The organism is Brevundimonas sp. TWP2-3-4b1, from assembly GCF_049897665.1.
GTDB classification, from domain to species: Bacteria; Pseudomonadota; Alphaproteobacteria; order Caulobacterales; family Caulobacteraceae; genus Brevundimonas; species Brevundimonas subvibrioides_B.
In genome coordinates this window covers 1-19,598 of the sequence record NZ_JAFCWQ010000020.1, presented here as the reverse complement: position 1 = coordinate 19,598, position 19,598 = coordinate 1, and the positions used below count along the sequence as shown (strand labels likewise).

21 protein-coding genes and 2 tRNA genes are annotated in these 19,598 nt (G+C 65.4%); 15 read left to right on the top strand and 8 right to left on the bottom strand.

The window, feature by feature from the left end; genetic code table 11:
• Positions 1–42: 42 nt before the first annotated feature.
• The 3 genes from ACP7A5_RS14000 to ACP7A5_RS13990 are packed head-to-tail and all read right to left on the bottom strand — an operon-like array spanning position 43 to position 1,705.
• Positions 43–726 (bottom strand): NADH-quinone oxidoreductase subunit C, encoded by a 684-nt coding sequence (locus ACP7A5_RS14000; RefSeq protein WP_426042486.1) that lies wholly within the window; start codon positions 724–726, stop codon positions 43–45.
• Positions 723–1,358: a NuoB/complex I 20 kDa subunit family protein gene (locus ACP7A5_RS13995; RefSeq protein ID WP_426039141.1), complete on the bottom strand. Its 636-nt coding sequence runs from the start codon at positions 1,356–1,358 to the stop codon at positions 723–725. The genes ACP7A5_RS14000 and ACP7A5_RS13995 overlap by 4 nt, the downstream gene beginning before the upstream one ends.
• Complete coding sequence (locus ACP7A5_RS13990; RefSeq protein WP_426042485.1) at positions 1,328–1,705, bottom strand: NADH-quinone oxidoreductase subunit A; 378 nt, start codon at positions 1,703–1,705, stop codon at positions 1,328–1,330. The genes ACP7A5_RS13995 and ACP7A5_RS13990 overlap by 31 nt, the downstream gene beginning before the upstream one ends.
• A 257-nt stretch (positions 1,706–1,962) precedes the next feature.
• On the opposite strand from ACP7A5_RS13990, the gene ACP7A5_RS13985 reads away from it, so the two are divergent.
• From ACP7A5_RS13985 to ACP7A5_RS13965, 5 genes are all read left to right on the top strand, one after another.
• A tRNA-Asp gene (locus tag ACP7A5_RS13985) sits at positions 1,963–2,039 on the top strand.
• A 368-nt stretch (positions 2,040–2,407) separates the two neighbouring features.
• Positions 2,408–3,162, top strand: a protein-coding gene (locus ACP7A5_RS13980; protein ID WP_426042484.1) for an IS5 family transposase whose coding sequence is annotated in 2 segments (ribosomal slippage) — positions 2,408–2,741 and positions 2,741–3,162 — 756 coding nt in all. Because the reading frame shifts where the segments join, the coding sequence is not laid out codon by codon here.
• Between the two features lie 246 nt (positions 3,163–3,408).
• Positions 3,409–4,446, top strand: a complete 1,038-nt coding sequence (locus tag ACP7A5_RS13975; protein WP_426042483.1) for a PAS domain-containing protein — start codon at positions 3,409–3,411, stop codon at positions 4,444–4,446.
• A 93-nt stretch (positions 4,447–4,539) separates the two neighbouring features.
• Positions 4,540–5,133, top strand: coding sequence for a PAS domain-containing protein (locus tag ACP7A5_RS13970; protein WP_426042482.1), 594 nt, complete (start codon positions 4,540–4,542; stop codon positions 5,131–5,133).
• A 52-nt stretch (positions 5,134–5,185) separates the two neighbouring features.
• On the top strand, positions 5,186–5,419 hold the full coding sequence (locus tag ACP7A5_RS13965; protein ID WP_426042481.1) for a hypothetical protein: 234 nt from the start codon (positions 5,186–5,188) through the stop codon (positions 5,417–5,419).
• Between the two features lie 125 nt (positions 5,420–5,544).
• Here ACP7A5_RS13965 and ACP7A5_RS13960 read toward each other — a convergent pair whose 3' ends face one another.
• Positions 5,545–7,122 (bottom strand): ATP-binding protein, encoded by a 1,578-nt coding sequence (locus tag ACP7A5_RS13960; RefSeq protein WP_426042480.1) that lies wholly within the window; start codon positions 7,120–7,122, stop codon positions 5,545–5,547.
• Positions 7,123–7,176: 54 nt separating this feature from the next.
• Entirely contained in the window at positions 7,177–7,917 is a 741-nt protein-coding gene (gene lipB / locus ACP7A5_RS13955; RefSeq protein ID WP_426042479.1) for a lipoyl(octanoyl) transferase LipB, read from the bottom strand.
• Positions 7,918–7,993: 76 nt separating this feature from the next.
• On the opposite strand from lipB, the gene ACP7A5_RS13950 reads away from it, so the two are divergent.
• The 9 genes from ACP7A5_RS13950 to ACP7A5_RS13910 all read left to right on the top strand — a co-directional run bounded on the left by ACP7A5_RS13950 (position 7,994) and on the right by ACP7A5_RS13910 (position 15,077).
• Complete coding sequence (locus ACP7A5_RS13950) at positions 7,994–8,245, top strand: FliM/FliN family flagellar motor switch protein (RefSeq protein WP_425987590.1); 252 nt, start codon at positions 7,994–7,996, stop codon at positions 8,243–8,245.
• A gap of 42 nt (positions 8,246–8,287) precedes the next feature.
• A tRNA-Leu gene (locus tag ACP7A5_RS13945) sits at positions 8,288–8,372 on the top strand.
• A gap of 65 nt (positions 8,373–8,437) precedes the next feature.
• Entirely contained in the window at positions 8,438–9,847 is a 1,410-nt protein-coding gene (gene mgtE, locus ACP7A5_RS13940) for a magnesium transporter (RefSeq protein WP_426042478.1), read from the top strand.
• Between the two features lie 78 nt (positions 9,848–9,925).
• Positions 9,926–11,434, top strand: coding sequence for a glycoside hydrolase family protein (locus ACP7A5_RS13935; RefSeq protein WP_426042477.1), 1,509 nt, complete (start codon positions 9,926–9,928; stop codon positions 11,432–11,434).
• Positions 11,435–11,478: 44 nt separating this feature from the next.
• Positions 11,479–12,642, top strand: coding sequence for an isovaleryl-CoA dehydrogenase (locus ACP7A5_RS13930; RefSeq protein ID WP_426042476.1), 1,164 nt, complete (start codon positions 11,479–11,481; stop codon positions 12,640–12,642).
• A 36-nt stretch (positions 12,643–12,678) separates the two neighbouring features.
• Positions 12,679–13,167, top strand: coding sequence for a helix-turn-helix domain-containing protein (locus tag ACP7A5_RS13925; protein WP_426042475.1), 489 nt, complete (start codon positions 12,679–12,681; stop codon positions 13,165–13,167).
• On the top strand, positions 13,160–13,543 hold the full coding sequence (locus ACP7A5_RS13920; RefSeq protein WP_303694968.1) for a type II toxin-antitoxin system VapC family toxin: 384 nt from the start codon (positions 13,160–13,162) through the stop codon (positions 13,541–13,543). The genes ACP7A5_RS13925 and ACP7A5_RS13920 overlap by 8 nt, the downstream gene beginning before the upstream one ends.
• A gap of 162 nt (positions 13,544–13,705) precedes the next feature.
• Entirely contained in the window at positions 13,706–14,341 is a 636-nt protein-coding gene (locus ACP7A5_RS13915; RefSeq protein WP_426042474.1) for an exopolysaccharide biosynthesis protein, read from the top strand.
• Positions 14,342–14,417: 76 nt separating this feature from the next.
• On the top strand, positions 14,418–15,077 hold the full coding sequence (locus ACP7A5_RS13910) for an exopolysaccharide biosynthesis protein (protein WP_426042473.1): 660 nt from the start codon (positions 14,418–14,420) through the stop codon (positions 15,075–15,077).
• A gap of 448 nt (positions 15,078–15,525) precedes the next feature.
• Here the strand turns inward: ACP7A5_RS13910 and ACP7A5_RS13905 are convergent, their stop codons facing one another.
• From ACP7A5_RS13905 to flbT, 3 genes are all read right to left on the bottom strand, one after another.
• Positions 15,526–16,356, bottom strand: coding sequence for a flagellin (locus ACP7A5_RS13905; RefSeq protein WP_426042472.1), 831 nt, complete (start codon positions 16,354–16,356; stop codon positions 15,526–15,528).
• 324 nt (positions 16,357–16,680) lie between these two features.
• A complete protein-coding gene (gene flaF, locus ACP7A5_RS13900; RefSeq protein ID WP_425987647.1) occupies positions 16,681–17,046 on the bottom strand; it encodes a flagellar biosynthesis regulator FlaF in 366 nt (121 codons plus the stop codon).
• Positions 17,043–17,426: a flagellar biosynthesis repressor FlbT gene (gene flbT / locus ACP7A5_RS13895; RefSeq protein WP_426042471.1), complete on the bottom strand. Its 384-nt coding sequence runs from the start codon at positions 17,424–17,426 to the stop codon at positions 17,043–17,045. The genes flaF and flbT overlap by 4 nt, the downstream gene beginning before the upstream one ends.
• Before the next feature lie 138 nt (positions 17,427–17,564).
• On the opposite strand from flbT, the gene ACP7A5_RS13890 reads away from it, so the two are divergent.
• A complete protein-coding gene (locus ACP7A5_RS13890; protein ID WP_426042470.1) occupies positions 17,565–19,352 on the top strand; it encodes a tetratricopeptide repeat protein in 1,788 nt (595 codons plus the stop codon).
• The last annotated feature ends 246 nt before the right edge of the window (positions 19,353–19,598 follow it).

Genomic DNA, 19,598 nt, shown 5'->3' with positions numbered 1-19,598 from the left:
CGCGGTCGGGGGTCGCGTTGGCGATGGGGTGTCCGTCAGCCATCAGGCCTTGCCTCCCGAAGGCGCGGCGCCTGCGACAGCAGCGGCTTGCGCCGCCTTCTCGTCGCCCGGCAGAACCGGGACCGGATACTCCGCGCCTTCCCAGGGGGAGAGGAAATCGAAGTTGCGATATTCCTGCGTCAGCTTGACGGGTTCGTAGACCACCCGCTTCTGCTCCTCGTCGTAGCGGACCTCGACATAGCCCGTCATCGGGAAGTCCTTGCGCAGCGGATGCCCCTGGAAACCGTAGTCGGTCAGGAGCCGGCGCAGGTCCGGGTGGTTCGAGAACAGGATGCCGTACATGTCGAACGCCTCGCGCTCGAACCAGCCGGCCGACGGATAGACCTCGATCACGCTGGGGACCGGCTGGACCTCGTCGGTCGTGCACTTGACCCGGATGCGGGCGTTCCGCGTCAGGGAGATCAGGTGATAGACGACGTCGAACCGCTCGGCCCGGTCCGGATAGTCCACGCCGCAGACGTCCAGCAGCTGCTGGAAGCCGAACCGGTCGCGCAGCGAGGTCAGGACCTCGACGATCCGGTCGCGGTGGCAGGCGATAGTCAGCTCGCCCCAGGCCAGGCTGGCATCGACCTTCAGCTCGGCGACCATCTCCTGACCCAGCGGGGTCAGGCTCTCGGTATTGCGCGCGACGGTCGCGAGGTGGCCGTTCATCGAAGGAACGCTCATCGCTCGATCGTCCCGGTGCGACGGATCTTTTTCTGCAGCTGCAGCAGGCCGTAGATCAGGGCTTCCGCCGTCGGCGGACAGCCCGGAACGTAGGCATCGACAGGTACAATGCGGTCGCAACCGCGCACTACGCTGTAACTATAGTGATAATATCCGCCACCATTGGCGCAAGAACCCATCGACAACACGTAACGCGGATCCGGCATCTGATCGTAGACCTTGCGAAGCGCCGGAGCCATCTTGTTGGTCAGGGTGCCGGCGACGATCATCAGGTCCGACTGACGCGGGCTGGCGCGCGGGGCCATGCCGAAGCGCTCCAGGTCATAGCGCGGCATCGACGCCTGGATCATCTCCACGGCGCAGCACGCGAGACCAAAGGTCATCCACATCAGCGACCCCGTCCGGGCCCAGTTGATGACGTCGTCGAGCGACGCGGTCAGGAAGCCCTGCTCGGCGACCTCGGTGTTGACCGCCTCGAAGAACTTGTCGTGCAGCTTGGGGTCATAGCCCTGGACCGTCGAACGCGCGCCCTGGCCAAAGGCTGTGGGCAGCGGCGACGCCAAACCTGAAGCGGGGGGGGCGATCAGGCCGGTGGGGGAAATCACTGCCATTCCAGCGCGCCCTTCTTCCATTCGTAGATGAAGCCGACGGTCAGGACGCCCAGGAATGACATCATCGACCAGAAGGCGAAGATCATGCCGCCCTTGGTCAGGTCGAAGATCGACACGGCCCAGGGGAACAGGAAGGCCACTTCCAGGTCGAAGATGATGAACAGGATCGACACCAGGTAGAACCGCACGTCGAACTTCATCCGCGCATCGTCGAAGGCATTGAAGCCGCACTCGTAGGCCGAGAGCTTCTCCGAGTCGGGGTTCGACGGCGCCATCGCCCAGGAGGCGGCCATGAAGCCGACGCCGACGATCGTGGCGATGCCCACGAAAATCACGATCGGCAGATACTGAAGAAGAAATGCGTTCATTGGATACGTCCACGCCGCGAGGGAGGGCGGCGGATTCGGCGCTTTCTAGACCCAACCTCGGCGCGGTTCAAACCCAAGCGGCGAAAGGATTTTTCTTGCGAACGGTTCGCACTAATCCGACTCCGGGATGCCCTCGTTCTGCGACCGGACGTGTGCGCGGAAAACTGTCGCAAAGGCCCGAAAGGTCGCTTGACACCGGGGCGACCCCCCGCCTAAACGACGCCCCTCGCCGCGACGGAAACGACACGGTGGGAAACGCGGGTGTAGCTCAGTTGGTTAGAGTGCCGGCCTGTCACGCCGGAGGTCGCGGGTTCGAGTCCCGTCACTCGCGCCACTTTCTGTGATTGCAGAAAGTGGCGCGCTCCCCCGCTGCTTTTTGCCCATCCAGCCATTCCGAAGCTCGCTTTCGGCAGGGAGATGGTGCGCCAGCGAGCATGTTCCTCACGGCGGCATCAGGCCGCCTTATTGAATGGCGCGATTTCAGCGAGGCTCGCCTAGCTGACTGCTGCAGACGAGAAGAACCTGCAGGCGACTAACGGAAGAGGTACGTGTCGATGCTGAAACGTTGCGCAACGGTTCGGCTTTTTCAGCGAGTCGGCGCCCTTTATTGCCAGTCGGCTTATGTGGTTTAGGCTCAGGACCCATTAAAGGGATTCCCCGCGGGGCTTTGACCTGATTCACTGGAGGCAGGAGGAGCCTGTCATGAGTGATCTGTTCTGGCTGACGGACAAGCAGATGCGGCGGATCGAGCCGTATTTCCCGCTCTCGCATGGCATCCCACGGGTGGATGACAAGCGGGTGCTGAGTGGCATCATCTTCGTGATCCGCAACGGCCTGCGCTGGCGTGATGCGCCCAAAGACTACGGGCCGCACAAGACGATCTACAACCGGTTCATCCGCTGGAGTCGGTTGGGCGTGTTCAACCGGATCTTCGCCGAACTGTCCGCCAAGGGGCCCCGGCCCGAGCGATTTATGATCGACGCCACCCATCTGAAGGCCCATCGGACCGCAGCCAGCCTGCTCAAAAAGGGGCTGTTCCCCGACGTATCGGGCGAACCAAAGGCGGGCTGAACTCCAAGCTCCATGCCGTGTGCGACGGCCAGGGGCGTCCGTTGGTCCTGTTGCGCTCCGAAGGCCAGATGAGCGACGACAAGGGAGCCGCCCTGATGATCGACGCCCTGCCCAAAGCCAAGGCCTTGCTGGGCGACCGGGGCTACGACGCCGACTGGTTCCGGGCCGCCCTGATCCAGCGGGGCATCACCCCGTGCATCCCTTCAAAGGCCAACAGAAAGGTCCAGATCGACCACGACCGAACCCTCTATCGCCAACGCCACAGGATCGAGAATATGTTCGGCAGGCTCAAAGACTGGCGACGTGTCCACACCCGCTACGACCGATGCGCCCACACCTTCATGTCCGCCATCGCCATCGCCGCAACCGTCATCTTCTGGCTATGACCAATGAATCCTGAGCCTAGGTGGAGACGAGTTACCATTCGCCTGACAGCACCCACTGTTCGCCTTCGAACCTCATCAAGCAACGACTCGCTCGCTTGCAGCCAGAATTTGTCGCTCTCAAGTTCATTGCAGAGTTTGTCTACAAGAGGTGGCGGCGGTTCGGATCGATGATATACAGCCGAAGGGCCAAGTCGTCGGCCGACGGGCTAATGCAAAATAGCTCCCAGAGTTGCCGAGGACGATGACTTGATCGAAAACGGAACTCTTGGCTGCTCGGCAAAAGCAGAGATTGACTCTCACCCTTGGGAAACCACGCCCTTGGGTGCGCGGGAGAGCTGGCCCCTGCCGGTGCAGACGCTCGTCGACGTCATGCTCGGATCGACGCAGGCCATGTTCGTCGTATGGGGGGCCCAGCGCACCCTGATTTACAATGACGCCTATGCCGCGATCCTGGCGAACAAGCACCCCTCGGCCATGGGCCGGGATTTGCTGGAGGTGTGGGAGGAGATACGAGCCAGTCTTCAGCCTATCGTCGACGAGGCCTACGCTGGCAGACCGGTTGCTATGGACGACATTGCTTTGACCATGACCCGCAAGGGTTATGAAGAAGAAGCTCACTTCGCCTTTTCCTATACGCCGGTTCGCGACGAGCGGGGGGCCGTGGGGGGGTTTTTCTGCGCGTGTGTAGAAACCACCGAACAGGTCGTTTCTGGGCAGAAGCTCAAAGAGGCCGAGGCGCGGTTCCGCGCGGTGCAGGAAACGTCGATCGACGGCTTCACCTGGTTCATAGGCCGCCGCCTCCTGGAGGAGATGCCGGGCAACCGGGAAGAGGGGTTGTTCGACGCCTATGTCCAGGTCGTCGACCAGGACAAACCCTGGGTAACCGAGCTCAGCTATGCCCATGAAGGGGTCGATGTCTTCCTGCGGCTGACGGCCACCAAGGTCGGTGACGGCTTTGCGGTGTCTTTCGCCGACCTGACCGAGCGCCGTCGCTACGAGGTCCGTCTGGCCGAGGCGGCAGCCGCGGTCGAAAACATGGCGGAGGGGTTCCTCATTCTCGACCCCCAGTTCCGGATTCAGCAGATGAACGCCGAAGCCGCGAGGATTGACGGCCGTCCGGCACAAGAGATCATCGGGCTTCATCTGCTGGAGGCGTGGCCAGAGGCGCGCGAGGCGCCGACATGGGCCGCCTATCAGAAAGCGATGCGAGACCAGATGCCGGTGGAGTTCGTCTACCAGCATCGCTCCGAGACGCACGATCTATGGCTGGAAGTGCGGGCATAGCCGACCGTCCATGGTCTTGCTGTGCTCTATCGGGACGTCACGGAGCGGTTCAATGCCGAGCGCACGCTTCAGGAGGCGTCGGAACGCGTCCAGATGGCGCTGGACGCCGGCGCGATCGTGGGCACCTGGGTATGGGAGATACCCTCCGACCGATTCACCGCCGACGAGCGCTTCGCGGAAGCTTTCGGGCTCGATCCAGACTCGTGTCGTAACGGCATCGAACTCGCTGAGGTAACGAAGGTCATCCACCCGGACGATATAGCCTTGGTCAACGACGCCATCGCGGAGGCCCTTGCGCACGGCGGCGCCTATCGGTGTCAGTATCGGGTTGCCCACGGCGCAGGCTTTCGGTGCCTTGAAGCCAGCGGGAAGGTCGAACTCGCGGCAGACGGCTCGCCGGTCCGCTTCCCCGGGGTTCTTATCGACATCGACGAAAGGCGCGCGGTCGAGGCCGAGCGCGACCGCGCGCTGGTCCTTCTAGAAGGCTTCACAGCGGCGGTTCCGGGCGTGGTCTATGCGAAGGACAGGGACGGCCGGATGCTCGTCGCCAACCGCGGCACGACCGAACTGATCGGCAAGGTCCTGTTCTGGCAATCAATCCAGTCGCCGCTTCCGACCCCGAACGGACCTGCGCGATGTCCGCTTACGGCGCATCCCCCGAATGTCCGTAATCGGGCGTCAGGCTAAGGGCCGAACCCGACCCGTAGCGGTCATCCGCGCCGTCGGCTATTTGGATGGGATGGCATCGGGCAACGCGCTATTGAGACGGGTCGATAGTGCCGACGGCAAACGCTACGTCGAGCTACGAGCGCACGGTGATCTGTTCGTCTTTGAAGAGTTCGCCGAGGCCACAGATGGCGATTACACATTCATCGCTCCGAGCCACTGCTCAGGGCTATACGCCACCTCGTCGGAGGCCGAGCGGGACATGATGGCTGAGTTGCCGTGGCTGCGGGAAGGCAAGGTCCGCTAACCACCACTAGGCGACCCTCAGAGGGTCCGCTTCTGGGCGACAGATCGAATGTCCGCTTTCCGCCTGGCAGCCTATGACCGATCCCGACCCGGGTCGGACAGTCGGCGAGCCCGCTCTCCGCCCCCCTACTCCACCACCGCCTGGGCGATCCCGGCCAGCAGGATCGCCGCCGTCACCGGCTTGGCCACGTGCAGGTCCGCCCCGGCCGCCAGCGCCTCATAGCGGTGCTGGGCCATGGCGTTGGCGCTCAGCATGATAATCGGGGTCCGCAGCCCACCACGCTCGGCCATGCGGATCGCGCGGGTCGCAGTCAGGCCGTCCATGACCGGCATCTGCATGTCCATCAGGATGACGTCGAAGCGCGACCGCGCCACGGCCTCCACGGCCAGGGCGCCGTTCTCGACCGTGACCACCTCCGCCCCCGCCGAGCCCAGGATCAGCTGGACCACCCGCTGGTTGGTCGGATGGTCCTCGGCCAGCAGGACCCGTAGCGACCGCTCGGGCAGATAGATCGGGACCGGCCCCATCTCCGCCGGCGCCGCCAGTCCGTCGTATTCCTCCAGCGCCACGACCCTCTGCAACGGCAGGGTCAGGGTGAAGGTCGAGCCCTCGCCGGGGCAGGAGCGCGCCTCGACCACCCCGCCCATCAGCTCGGCCAGGGCCCGGCAGATCGACAGGCCCAGCCCCGTGCCGCCGAACCGCCGGGTGATGGAGGTGTCGGCCTGGTTGAACCTCTGGAACAGGGTCGCGCCCGTGGCGGCGTCGAACCCTACGCCGGTGTCGGACACGATGAAGGTCAGGACGCCCTCGCCGACCTCGTCGCCGCTCACATCCCAGTCGACGGTGACCGAGCCCTCGGAGGTGAACTTGACCGCGTTGGACAACAGGTTGTTGATGATCTGGCCTATGCGGGTGCTGTCGCCCATGAAGACGCCGCGCGCGCCCGAGCCCTGACGTTCCTCGAACATCAGCCCCTTTTCGGCGGCGCGATTATGCGACAGGTCGATGATCCCGGCCAGGGCCTCGCCGAGGTCGAACTGGCGGGATTCGAAGTCCAGCTGGCCGGCCTCGATCTTGGACACGTCGAGGATGTCTGAGACCAGCCGCTCCAGCGTCACCCCGGCGCCCTGTATCAGGTCCACCATCTCCCGCTGTTCGGGGCTCAATTCCGTGCGGCGCAGGGAATCGACGATACCGATGACCCCGTTCAGCGGGGTGCGGATCTCATGGCTCATATTGGCCAGGAAATCGGACTTGGCCCGGCTGGCCGCCTCGGCCGCGGTCTTGGCCTCGATCAGGGCCTGATCGGCCGCGACCCGGTCGGTGACGTCGCGCGCCACGCCGTAGATGCGGTCGCCGAACCGGTGGGCGCGCCATTCCAGGGTGCGATAACCGCCGTCGCGGTGCCGGTAGCGGTTGACCTGGCCCAGGACGGGATCGCCGGCCACGCGGTTTTCCACCTCGACCACGCTCTCACGCGTCGCCGGCAGGTCGTCCGGGTGGACCAGACGCAGCAGCTGCGTCCCTTCCAGCTCCTCGGCGCGCCAGCCGAGATGGGTTTCCCACGACCGGCTGACCTTCAGGATCGTACCGTCCAGGTCGCGGATGATCAGCATGTCCAGGGTGACGTCGAAGAACGTCGACAGTTCGGCGCCGGCCACAGGGCGCGTCTGAGGCGCAAACACCGCCATCATTCCATCCATGCAGCCCCCCTCACGCGACTCGAACCTTACCGGCGTCAAAATACAGCTTCAACGTTAAGAGCGCATGTCGGGGGCAGCGTCATTTTCGACCGCACCGAAGACACGGACGAAGCTTGTCTTCAGGGCCGCATCCGCCTCGTCCATCGTCCCGGGGACGCCCAGGTCGAGCAGACTGGTCACCCCGTGCTTGGCGATGCCGCACGGCACGATGCCGCTGAAATGATCCAGATCGGGCTCGACGTTCAGGCTGATGCCGTGGAAGCTGACCCATTTCCTGACCTTGACGCCGATGGCGGCGATCTTGGCCTCTCCGCTTGTCATCCGCGAAGACGCGGAGCGGCGATCCAGGACGACCCAGACCCCGACCCGTCCCTCGCGCACATCGGCCGCGATGCCGAGTTCGCCGAGCGCCCCGATCAGCCATTGCTCCAGACCGCGCACGAAGCCGCGCACGTCCCTGCCCCTCTGGTTCAGGTCCAGCATGACATAGGCCACCCTCTGGCCCGGTCCGTGATAGGTGAACTGCCCGCCCCGCCCCGTCCGGTGAACCGGAAAGCGCCCGGCATCGATCAGGTCGTCGTCCTTCGCAGAAACGCCCGCCGTATAGAGCGGCGGATGCTCGAGCAGCCAGACCCGCTCGGCCGCCTCGCCGGCGGCGATCAGGGCGACGCGGGCCTCCATCTCGGCGACGGCGTCCTCGTAGGGAACATAGCCGGGCTCGACGACCCATTCGACGGGACGACCGTCGGGGCGGATCAGCGGGGAAACGGCGGCGCTTAACGGCTCGGCAAGCATGATGGCCTCAATGTGAGCGTGAGGGCCGCCAATGCAAGTTCCGCCGCCATTACCCTCCAGCGTATCCGGAGATCCCTTGAGCCAGATCGAAGCCGTCGATGTCGAACTGTCCATCGTGCTGGGCCGCTCCGTGCTGCCTATGTCCCAGCTCCTGAAGATGGGCCGTGGCGCCGTGATTCCGCTCGACGCCTCCGAACACGACGAGGTCTGGATCCTCGCCAACAACCACCCCGTGGCCCGCGGCCAGATCGAAATTCGCGAAGACCGGATCGCCATCACCGTCACCCGCCCCGCCGACCTCTACGACTTCATGGCCGGCTCGGCCTAGACGCCGCTTTATCTCTCCGCTATCAGCCCCCCTCCGATGCGAGCGGTCGTGGCGGAATTGGTAGACGCGCAGCGTTGAGGTCGCTGTGGGGCAACCCGTGGAAGTTCGAGTCTTCTCGACCGCACCATCAGACTAGGGACTAAGAATCCGGCACTACCAGGCTGATTCACATCGAGAGAGGGAAGCCCCCGCGTGAGCGAACGAACCGCCACTCTCGATCCCGACGTCAACGAAGACCACGAGGCGCTGGACGAGGACTATGTCCTGACGGCGTCTTTCGTGGAGAAGGTGGTCGACGCCGCCGACGACGGCGACGGGATACGCCTGCGCTCCCTGCTGGAAGACCTGCACCCCGCCGACGTCGCGGACCTGATGGGTTTCCTGACCGCCGAGCATCGTGGCGTTGTGGTCCTGTGGCTGCCGCCCGAACTGCTGGCCGAGACCTTGCCGGAGCTCGACGACGGCATCCGTGAGGAGGTGCTGGAACGCGTCGCCCCGGGCACGCTGGCCGAAGCGCTGCAGGAACTGGATTCCGACGACGCCGCCGCCGTCGTCGAGGACTTGGAGGATGACCAGCGCGAGAAGGTGCTGGCCGCCATGCCGGCGACCGACCGCGCCGCGATCGAAAGCTCCCTGGGCTATGCGGAGGACTCCGCCGGCCGCCTGATGCAGCGCGAGGTCATGGCCGCGCCCCTGTTCTGGAGCGTCGGCGACACCATCGATCACGTCCGGGCCCAGGGTGAGGACCTGCCCGAGCTGTTCTTCGACATCTATGTCGTCGATCCGCTTAACCGCCCGGTCGGCGGCATTCCCATCAGCGGCCTGTTGCGCGCCGCGCGGACGGTGAAGCTGTCGGACCTGATGGAGTCGGTGAACGCCATCGCCGCCGACACCGACCAGGAAGAGGTCGCTTATGTCTTCGAGAAATATCACCTGATCTCGGCGCCGGTCGTCGATGCGGCGGGCCGTCTGGTCGGTCAGATCACCGTCGATGACATCGTCAACATCATCCAGGAAGAGAACCGCGAGGACATCCTCCGCCTCGCCGGCGTTCAGGACGAGGATCGCGGGTCTTCCGTCACCGAGATCGTGCGCGGCCGCGTGCCCTGGCTGGCCATCAACCTGATCACCGCCGTTATCGGCGCCAGCGTCATCGGCTGGTTCGAAGGCACCATCCAGCAGATCGTCGCCCTGGCCATTCTGATGCCGATCGTCTCGGCCATCGGGGGTAACGCGGGGACGCAGGCGCTGACGGTTACCGTGCGGGCCCTGGCGACACGCGAACTGAACAGCTCGAACGCGCCCAGGACCTTCATGCGCGAACTGGTCGTGGGCCTGGCCAATGGCCTGATCCTCGCCCCGCTGATCGGCCTGGCCACGGCGCTATGGTTCCGGGACGAGGACTGGAAGATCGGACTGGTCATCGGCGCGGCCATGGTGCTGAACCTGGTCGTCGCCGCGACTGTCGGAGTCCTGACGCCGTTGACCCTGTCCAAGCTGAAGTTCGACCCGGCCGTCTCGTCCGCCGTTTTCGTCACGGCGACGACCGATTTCTTCGGGTTCCTGATCTTCCTGGGCCTCGCGACCATCGTCCTGTTGTAAGAACGAAGTCGAACGGCGCGACCCTTGCTCCCTCCCCCGTGGGGCGACCGCGCCCTGTCTCGATTTGGGTCATTACCGGTGTCCGACGCAGCCAGGCAGAATCTGAAGGTCTCCCGCGAGGGGATCGTGCTGATCAAGAGTTTCGAGGGTTTCCGGCCCCGGGCGATCCAGCGCGCCGAAGGCGGCTGGATCATCGGCTACGGCCACACCCTGTCCGCCCGCGAGGGCGCATCGGTGTCGGAATCCGACGCCGAACTGCTGCTGCGCTACGACCTCCTGCCCGTCGAGGCGTCGGTCAATGAAGCTGTCCCCGGCGACCTGAACCAGCATCAATTCGACGCCCTCGTCAGCTTCGCCTTCTCGGTCGGCGTCGATCGCTTCGCCGGTTCCGACGTCCGCCAGCGTCTCAACGCCGGCGCGCCCGGCGAGGCTGCTGACGCCATGATGGGCTGGCCCGAGCCTGCCCTGCCGGAGACTGCCCTGCGCCGCCGCGCCGCCGAGCGCGCCCTGTTCGTGGCCAATCCTTTGGCGCCGGTCGCTCTGTCCGACCTGCTGTCCGCCCCCCTGCCTCCTCCCGCCGTCGTCGTTCCGTTCGACGAGCCGAAGGTCGAATCCCGGACCGAAACCCTGAGCGGACCCGAGCCGGTCCCGGCCGCCGGCGAGGACGTCTCCACTCCCGTCAACCCGCGAGCCGCCGCCGTCGCCGCCCTGCTGGGCGAATCGACCGCCCGCATCGTTGAGACCAATGCGTCGCCGGCGCCCTCCAACGACAATCCTTCGGCCGCTGATCTGCCCGAGACGGATGCCGTCTCGCCGGAGCCGACTGGTGAGCCGCCGAGCGACGAACAACTGGCCCCCGAAGCGGATATCGAAACCGCCTCCGGAGTCGAGACCGGGACCGCCACCGAGCTGACAGCCGCCCCCGCGCCGGTCGTCGATTCCGTGATCCTGAACGCGACCCGTTACGCCCCATACAGCTCCGTGATGATCGGGCCCCTGCCCTTCCTGCCGGTGGCGACTGTCCGCGAGGAGCCCACCGGGCCCGAGTTCGGCGAGACCGAGCCCGCGGTCGAAACGACCGTGCCCGAGGCTGTAGAGGCCGCACCCGACGACGATCAAATCGCGGCGATCGCCGAGTTGGCGGCCGTTCCGGTCGAAACCGTCGTCGTCAATCCGGCCCCGGTCGCCGAACTGGTGCTGACCCCGCTGGAGAATGCACCCGAACCCGCCATGGAACGTCCCCTGTGGACGCCCGAGCAACGCGACGCACCTGACGCCTCGGATAGCAATCTTTTCGGCGAGGACCTGACCCTGACCCATGGCGGCGGTTCGATCATGCGCCACGAAATCGAGATGGAGGCTCCGGCCCGTTTCGACTGGAGCGAGACCGGCCCCTTCATCTTCATGGGCGGCGTGGGCCTGGTGTCGTTCGGCGCCTCGATGGCGGCCTTCCGCCGCGCGGCGGAACAGTCCGGCGGCAACGAGCTGACCCTGATCGGCTGGGTCCTGGCCCTGATCGGTCTGGCCTGCGTCGGCGTGTCGTCGATCAACCTCTACCGTCGCTTCGGTCTGCCCGGAGGGGACTGACACCCCCTCCCCACCCCGGTAGGGATCGTGCTACGCCGCTCGCCATGAGCATTCCGAACGCACCCCAATCGATGGAATTCGGCCTCGGCGAGAACGCCGACATGATCCGCGAGACCACGGCCCGCTGGGCCGCCGACCGCCTGGCCCCGAGGGCCGCCGAGATTGACGAGACCAACACCTTCGCCCGCGACCTGTGGCCCGAGATGGGCGAGCTGGGTCTGCACGGCATCACCGTTCCCGAAGAGGACGGCGGCCTCGGTATGGGCTACCTCGAGCACGTCGTGGCGATGGAAGAAGTCTCCCGCGCCTCCGCCTCGATCGGCCTCAGCTACGGGGCCCACTCCAACCTCTGCGTCAACCAGATCCGCCGCTGGGGCAGCGACGCGCAGAAGCGCAAATACCTGCCGAAGCTGATCAGCGGCGAACACGTCGGGTCCTTGGCCATGTCCGAGGCCGGATCGGGCTCCGACGTCATGTCGATGCGCACCCAAGCCCGTAAGGACGGCGATCGCTACGTCCTCAACGGCACGAAATTCTGGATCACCAACGCCCCGCACGCCGAGACCCTGGTCGTCTACGCCCGCACCGGCGAGGGCAATGGCGGCGTCACCGCCTTCCTGATCGAAAAGGGGATGAAGGGCTTCAGCGTCTCGAAGAAGCTGGACAAGATGGGCATGCGCGGCTCGGACACCGCCGAACTGGTGTTCGAGGACTGCGAGGTCCCGGAAGAGAACGTCATGGGTCCGGTCGGCGGCGGCGCCGGCGTGCTGATGAGCGGCCTCGACTATGAGCGGGCGGTGCTGGCGGCCGGGCCGCTGGGCATCATGCAGGCGGCGCTGGACGTGGTCCTGCCCTATGTCCGCGAGCGCAAACAGTTCGGCAAGGCCATCGGCTCCTTCCAGCTGATGCAGGCCAAGGTCGCCGACATGTATGTCGCCCTGAATTCGGCCCGGACCTACGTCTACGCCGTCGCCCGTGCCTGCGACGCCGGCAAGACCACCCGGTATGACGCCGCCGGCGCCATCCTCCTCGCCTCCGAGAACGCGGTGAAGGTCTCGCTGGAGGCCGTCCAGGCCCTCGGCGGCGCCGGCTACACGAAGGAATGGCCGGTCGAGCGCCTCGTCCGCGACGCCAAACTCTACGACATCGGCGCCGGCACCAACGAGATCCGGCGGTTCCTGATCGGCCGCGAGTTGCTGGGGTCGTAAGTTGCACGCGAACTTTGGCAAGCCTATAGTTCGCAAGTGGCAAACCTCGACCAATATCTCTCACGCAGGCGCGGCAGTCAGGCCGAGCTTGCAAAACGATTGGGGCTCGGCGCCGGAACCCTCAGTTCTATTCGCAACGGCCAGCGAAGACCGTCGAGTACATTGGCGAAGCGCATCGAAGACGCCACCAACGGCGAGGTCTCGGCTGCGGCGCTTCTGGGCCTGTCAGAGACGGCCGTTGAGTTCGATCACCAGCTCGCCGCTCATGACCTCGGCGACGGTCGCTGGGCGGTGAACGTCGGCCCGGACGGATCTGCCGTCCTGACGCCGCAGATGGTTCACGCGCTGGGCTTCGCATCCGGCGATCAACTCGTTTTCATGAAGACAGGGGGATCGGTGAACGTAACATCCGCGTCCGACGCCCTCGCCCGTGCCCGCAAGATGTTCGCACAACGCGTACCTTCCGACATGGATGTGGTTGGAAAGTTTATCGCCGATCGGCGCGCCGAAGCCGCGCGTGAATAGGGCGGTCATCGACGCCTCGGTTGTGCTGGCGGCACTGAAGGGCGAACCGGGCGGTGAGCGGTTGGCGGACATGCGCGCCGGTCGGCTGATCAGCTCGGTCAATCTGACGGAAGTGGTAACCCGATTGCTCGACCTTGAGTTTTCCGACCGGCAGGCCCTCTCGATGGTCGAGGCGCTCGGGCTGACCGTAGTCCCATTCGACGCACAGACGGCTGTCCGCGCCGGACTGTTGCGGGAGAGGACGAGGACCGCAGGTCTGTCGCTGGGAGATCGCGCCTGTCTGGCTCTGGCCGCCACCTTGTCACTGCCCGTTCTTACGGCCGATCGAAACTGGGACCGGGTGTCGGCGGACGTCGAGGTCCACCAGATCCGCTAGGCGGGAACCTCCCTTGCTGGCGTCGACTTCCTTCCGGAGAAGGAGACACACTCATGCCCGCCAAATCCGCAGCACGGCAAACGGCCGCTGGCGCCGCCCTGTCGGCCAAGCGCCGCGAGTGATCTGCTCGAAACCGTCGCCTTCGGGCCCTAAGGTCGCCTCATGAGCCTGACGGAGACCTCGACCGGCCGCCCCCGCCGCTTCTCCGATACGCTGGAGCGGATGGGTGCACACGGCGGCGAGAGGCTGCATCTCGGCGAGATCGTCGAGGCCTTCGGCGAACGGGCCTTCGGCGCCGTCATGCTGCTGTTCGCCATCGTCAACATGCTGCCCTGGCCGCCCGGCGGCACGACCCTGACCGGTGCGCCCCTGCTGTTCCTGTCCGCAGAACTGGCCTGGGGCCGGGACAGGCTGTGGCTGCCCCGATGGCTTGGCCGGGCTTCGGTCAAGCGGGACAGGTTCCGCACCCTCAGCGGGCGGCTGATGAAGATCATCCGTTTCTCGGAGGCCCTGTCGCGGCCGCGTCTGTATTTCATGACCGGCCGTCTGGGTCAGGGCCTGATCGGCCTAGCCTGCCTGTGCCTGTCCGCCATACTCGTCCTGCCCGTGTTCGGAGGAAACCTGATCCCGGCCGTGGCGATCGGCTTCTTCTCGCTCGGCATCATGCAGCGGGACGGTCTGACGGTGCTGCTGGGCTGGAGCATGACAGGCGTCACCGTGGCCGTCCTCATCCTCGCCTGGAACCTTGTCCTCGCGGGCTTCACCGCCGGGTTCGATTGGTTCGGTCGGATCGTCTAGTTCTTTCGGAATGTTAAGTGGCGGTTCGTCGCCAGCGTGCATAGATCGTCATAACCCCTCGCCGAGCCCATCTCTGATGCCCGACTACGATTTTCAGAGCGACCACCGGCCCTTCTCCCGGGTGCTCGACGACATCGGCGCCAAGGACGATCCGAAGCTGTATCTCGGCGAGCTGGTGAACGCCTTCGGCGAGCGGGGCTTTGGCGCCCTGATGGTCTTCTTCGGCCTGATCAACGCCATCGCCTCCCCCATCCCCGGCTCGACGACGATCCTGGGCGCGCCCATGCTGTTGATCTGCCTGCAGCTGGTCATTCGCCGCGACCAGCTCTGGATGCCCCGATGGGCGCTGAAATCCAGCCTGCCACGCGAGAACTATCGCGCCACCATCGGCAAGGTGCGCAGGCCGCTCCAGTTCGTGGAGAGACTGTCCAGACCGAGGCTTGATTTCATGAGCAGCGAAATCGCCGAGGTCGTGATCGGCGTCGTCACGACCTTGCTGACCCTCATCGTCATGCTGCCGATCTTCGGCGGCAACCTGTTTCCGTCCCTGTTCGTGGCCCTGTTCGGCTTCGGCCTGATGCAGCGTGACGGCGTTCTGATCGGCGTCGCCTGGCTGGGCGTCGCCGGCTTCTGCATCTTCGTCTGGGCCGCGTGGGAGCTGATCTCCCGCCTGTTCCTCGCCAGCGCCGGCTGGTTCGTGAGCCTGGGCGACGGAGTCCAGGGGCTCTTCTCCTAGCTCAGGCAGCGAGACAGAGCCTGTCCTCCAGCCAATCGAAGATCGGACCGGGGGGCGCGTCGAGCGGTAGAGCGCGCCACACAGGCAAACAAAAAGGCCCGCCGGGCGAATCCGGCGGGCCTCATTGTCTGACCGCGTTACGGTCGGACCTTAGCAGCCTGAAAGGATCAGGCCCGGACCTCGCGAGAGGACCAAGCTTCGGTCACCGTACGGGTTTGGGACAATGAGATCACTTGATCACCTCCTTTCGACTGTTGAACAGGGAGGTTGAAGGTAGGGCTGGTTCGGAGCTTTCGCAAAGCCCCCCTCCGCATTTCGTGATCGCCACGCTCAAGCCGCGAGAGACGTCCCAACCCGCGCTCGATCAGCGAGGCTCGCCAAGCCGGGCGATGGCGCTACGGAAAGCAAAACGCCGGGGAGCGAACTCCCCGGCGTCCTGTACGCTTAATCAGCTTCTGAACAGCGACACCAGGATTTGAGGCGCCTGGTTGGCGATGCCCAGCGCCTGGACCCCGAGCTGCTGCTTCGTCTGCAGCGACTGGAGCTTGGCGCTTTCCTTCGCCAGGTCGGCATCCACCAGATTGCCCACCCCGGATTCCAGTGCGTCCGTCAGTTTCCCGACGAAGGTGCGGTGGGTCTCCAGAGCCTTCGACTTGGTGCCCAGACGCGCGAGCGCGGAGGACACGTTGTCGATCGAGGCGTTCACCAGACCCAGAGCCGTGGCGGCCAGGGTCGAGGTGCCGATGGTCGTGGTCGTCGCAACGGTGACGTTCGTCGAACCCAACGACAGCACCTCGGGGGTGACCGTCAGCGAGCTCGTGCCCGCCGCGTTGGCCAGAGCCTGGAAGCCGGTCGCGCCGGTCTTCAAAAGGTTGATCCCGTTGAAGTCGGCGTTTCCGGCAACCGTGTTGATCTGGTCGCGGATGGACTTGAAGTCCTCGTTCAGCGCCTTCCTTGATGCCGTCGTCAGCGACTTGTCAGTCGCCGCCAGTGCCTTCTCCTTCAGTTGCAGCAAGAGATCCGAGATGCTCTCGCCGGCCGCCAGTCCCACGTCCACCGCCGATATGCCGCGGTCGAGCGAGGATTTCACCGCCCCCAGGGCGCCGATGTCGGCCCGTTGACCCTGGGCGATTGCCCAGATGGCCCCGTTGTCCTTGGCGCTGGAGACCTTTTTCCCGGTGTTGATCCGGGTCTGGGTCATCGCCAGATCGGCGTTGGTGGCGTTCAGGTTCTGCAGCGCGACGAGCGCGCCAAGGTTCGTATTGACCGAGTTGGTCATGGTAGGGTCCTTCCATTCTGGTCGGGGGAGCGGCCTTCTGGCCGTTGAACCGGTTCTGGTCCTGCGCGCGGTCTCGCAAGGACCGCGCCGGGCCGATCAGATTGAAAGGATTGGGAAAGTTATCAGGCAATTCCGCCGCTCGGCAATTTTCCGCCGGTCAGCGCCCTACTTTGCCCACCCAACGGGTCCTGGAGCATGATCGTTTCTGGTGGACCCGCTTCGCGAGTCCGACATGAAGCGGGAATCTTGCTCTCGCTTAATTCTGGAGCCTGATTCACGGCATCAGCGGAATCGCGAAGCGATTCCTCCTTAGCCGATCAGGCTCTAGGGCGCGGGCGTAGCCTGCGGGGCCAGGCCCTGCATGATCGAACGGTTGATGTCGATCAGCGGCTCGAAATCCTCTTCGCCGCGCATGACGGCCGAGGAATGGCGGCCGACGAACAGGCTGATCGAGATGATCTGGGCCTTCAGCGGATTGTTCAGCTGGTTGTCGGAATCGGAGCAGTCGGTGGCCAGAACCGACCAGAGGCGACGGTTCCAGTCCAGGGCGTCGATGCGGGTCTTCACGTCGCTCATGTCGACGGTTGCGGCGTGCATCAGCGCGCGCGTGACCTGTCCGAACAGGCGGTATTCCATCTCGCGCGGCGTCTCGGTACGCGTCGACGCCTGGGCATAGGCCTTCAACATCAGGTCAGGCTTTCCTCGTAGTCGACGATCTTCCGCGCGCTCATCAGGGCCTTGTAGTATTCGCGCGCCATCACGTGCTTCGACGCCGCGACGCAGTCGACCATGATAGCCGGGTTGCGCGTGGCGCTCATGAACTCGGTCAGGCGGGTGACGAACTCGTCGTAGACCTTGGGTGCGGAGCTTTCGTCCAGGTACATCATCATGACCGGGAAATAGATGCGTTTGGCGGGCGTGGTGACGTCCTCCAGCTGCATGATGTCCTTCTCGCGCAGGACCGAGGCCTTGTTCTGCAGAATCAGCACGCCGCGTCGGTCGCCGTTCTGCACGACGGCGCCGTTCAGGACGAATTTCTCCCCCGGCTTCAAGGAAAGTTTCAACGGCATCGGCACCCTCCTGCATCCGCTTGATTCCGACATAGCCGGGCGGTGACTGACGCAGGCTAAACAGCCGTAGTTAACCATGTGTTCTAGAGCGCGGCCGTATTGCCCCTTATCAGCCCTTCTCCCGCGCCGAGACCCGCCATGCCCGTCGTCGATCCCTCACCCTCCGAACTGGCCCTGGGTCATATGCCGATGGCCCAGGGGTCGGCCGGCGACGCCGCCTCCCCCGCCGCGATCCGGCGCCTGTCGCACGCGCTCGCCGACCGCAAGGAATCCACCCTCAAGGCCCAGAAGAAGACGATCGAATCGCTGAAGGCGGCCGTCGCCTCGATCCGGGTCGGCGACTATGACGCCGGCACGCGCCGCTGCCTGGCGATCCTCCAGACGGATGAAAGGAACGGTCTGGCCTGGCACGTCCTGGCGATCTGCCGCGAGAAGTCCGGCCATCTGTCCGAGGCGCTGAACGCCTACGACGCGGCGCTCCGCATCCGGCCCGAGGATGCGAACATCGCCCACGATTTGGCCCGCCTGGCCCAGCGTCTCGGCCACCTCGACATCGCAGAGAAGCTGCTGCGGAAATTCCTGCTGGTCGAACCCGGCCACATCGAGGGCACCAACAACCTGGCCTGCGTCCTGCGCGACCAGAAACGCTACCAGGAAGCCATCGACTCCCTGCGCGAGCTGATCCAGATCGAGCAGACCAATCCGACCCTGTGGAACACGCTCGGTACGGTCCTCAGCGACCAGGGCCAGATGAAGGAATCCCTGACCTTCTTCGACGAGGCGCTGCGGATCGACCCCGCCTTCGCCAAGGCCCGCTACAATCGCGCCAACGTCCTCCAGCCGCTGGGCCGGCCTGCAGAGGCTCTGGACGATCTGGATGAAGCCCTGAAGGGCGCCGAGACCCCCTACGAGCACGCCATGATGCGGATGGCGCGGGCCATGACCCTGATGGGCCTGGGCCGGCTCAAGGAGGGCTTCGACGCCTACGAAGTCAGGCTGGATCCGGAAATGCCCGAGGCGATGCATGTCGTGGTGGATGCTGCACGGTGGGATCCGGAGACCGAGGACATTCGCGGCAAGCGGCTGCTGGTCGTTGGCGAACAGGGCATCGCCGACGAGATGGTGTTCGGGACCTGCCTGCCCGACGTGATCGAGGCGGTCGGCACGGAGGGCAAGGTCTTCATCGCCGTCGAACCCCGGCTGGTCGATCTCTACCAGCGCTCCTTCCCGACCGCCGTGGTCGGCGGGCACCGGGCTGTGCGGATCGAGGGCCGCCTGACCCGCTACTGCCCCTTCATGGAGGAGGTCGCGGAGACCGACGGCAAGGCCGATTGCTGGACACCGATGGCCAGCCTCAGCTCCGTTTATCGCCAGAGCCTGGCCGCCTTCCCGGACCGCGACGGCTATCTGACGCCCGACCCCGCGCGGGTTGCTCACTGGAAGAGCAAACTGGAAGCGCTTGGCCCGGGCCTGAAGATCGGCCTGCACTGGAAAAGCCTCGTTCTCACCGGCGTGCGCGCCCGCTACTTCTCCAGCTTCGAGCGCTGGGAGCCGGTCCTGACGGCGCCCGGCTGCGTCATGGTCAACCTGCAGTGCGGCGACGTGACCGAGGACCTCGCCGCCGCCGAGGCCGCCGGGGTGAAGATCTGGACCCCGCCCATAAATCTGAAGGACGACCTCGACGATCTGGCCGCCCTGTCGAACGCACTCGACCTCGTCATCGGCCCCGGCATCGCCGGTACCAACCTGGCGGCCGCGACGGGCGCACGGACCTGGCTGATCCACGCGGCGGACGACTGGCACCTGCTCAACACCGACCGCTACCCCTTCTACCCCCGCGTGCGCACCTTTGCGACCGGCGGCTTCGACGGCTGGCCGAGGGCCATCGCCGAGGTGCGCGCGGCGCTGGAGGCGGAGGTGAAATAGCCCTCTCCCCTTGCGGGAGAGGGAGGCGGCGCACGGGCGCTTAGCGACCGTTCTTGCGCCGGCGGGTGAGGGGTCACACGGGCCGTTCCGTTGAGCCCCGGCAACCCCCATTTCAGCCGTCGGCGTGACCCCTTGTGTCTTTGCTTTCATTGTAGAGTGCGGATGCGGGCGGCTGTTCGCGCAGCCGCCCGCCGCGGCCTTGAACCCGTGTGCCCCTTGGCCCTTTGAGGCCGTGGGTGAGCCTGG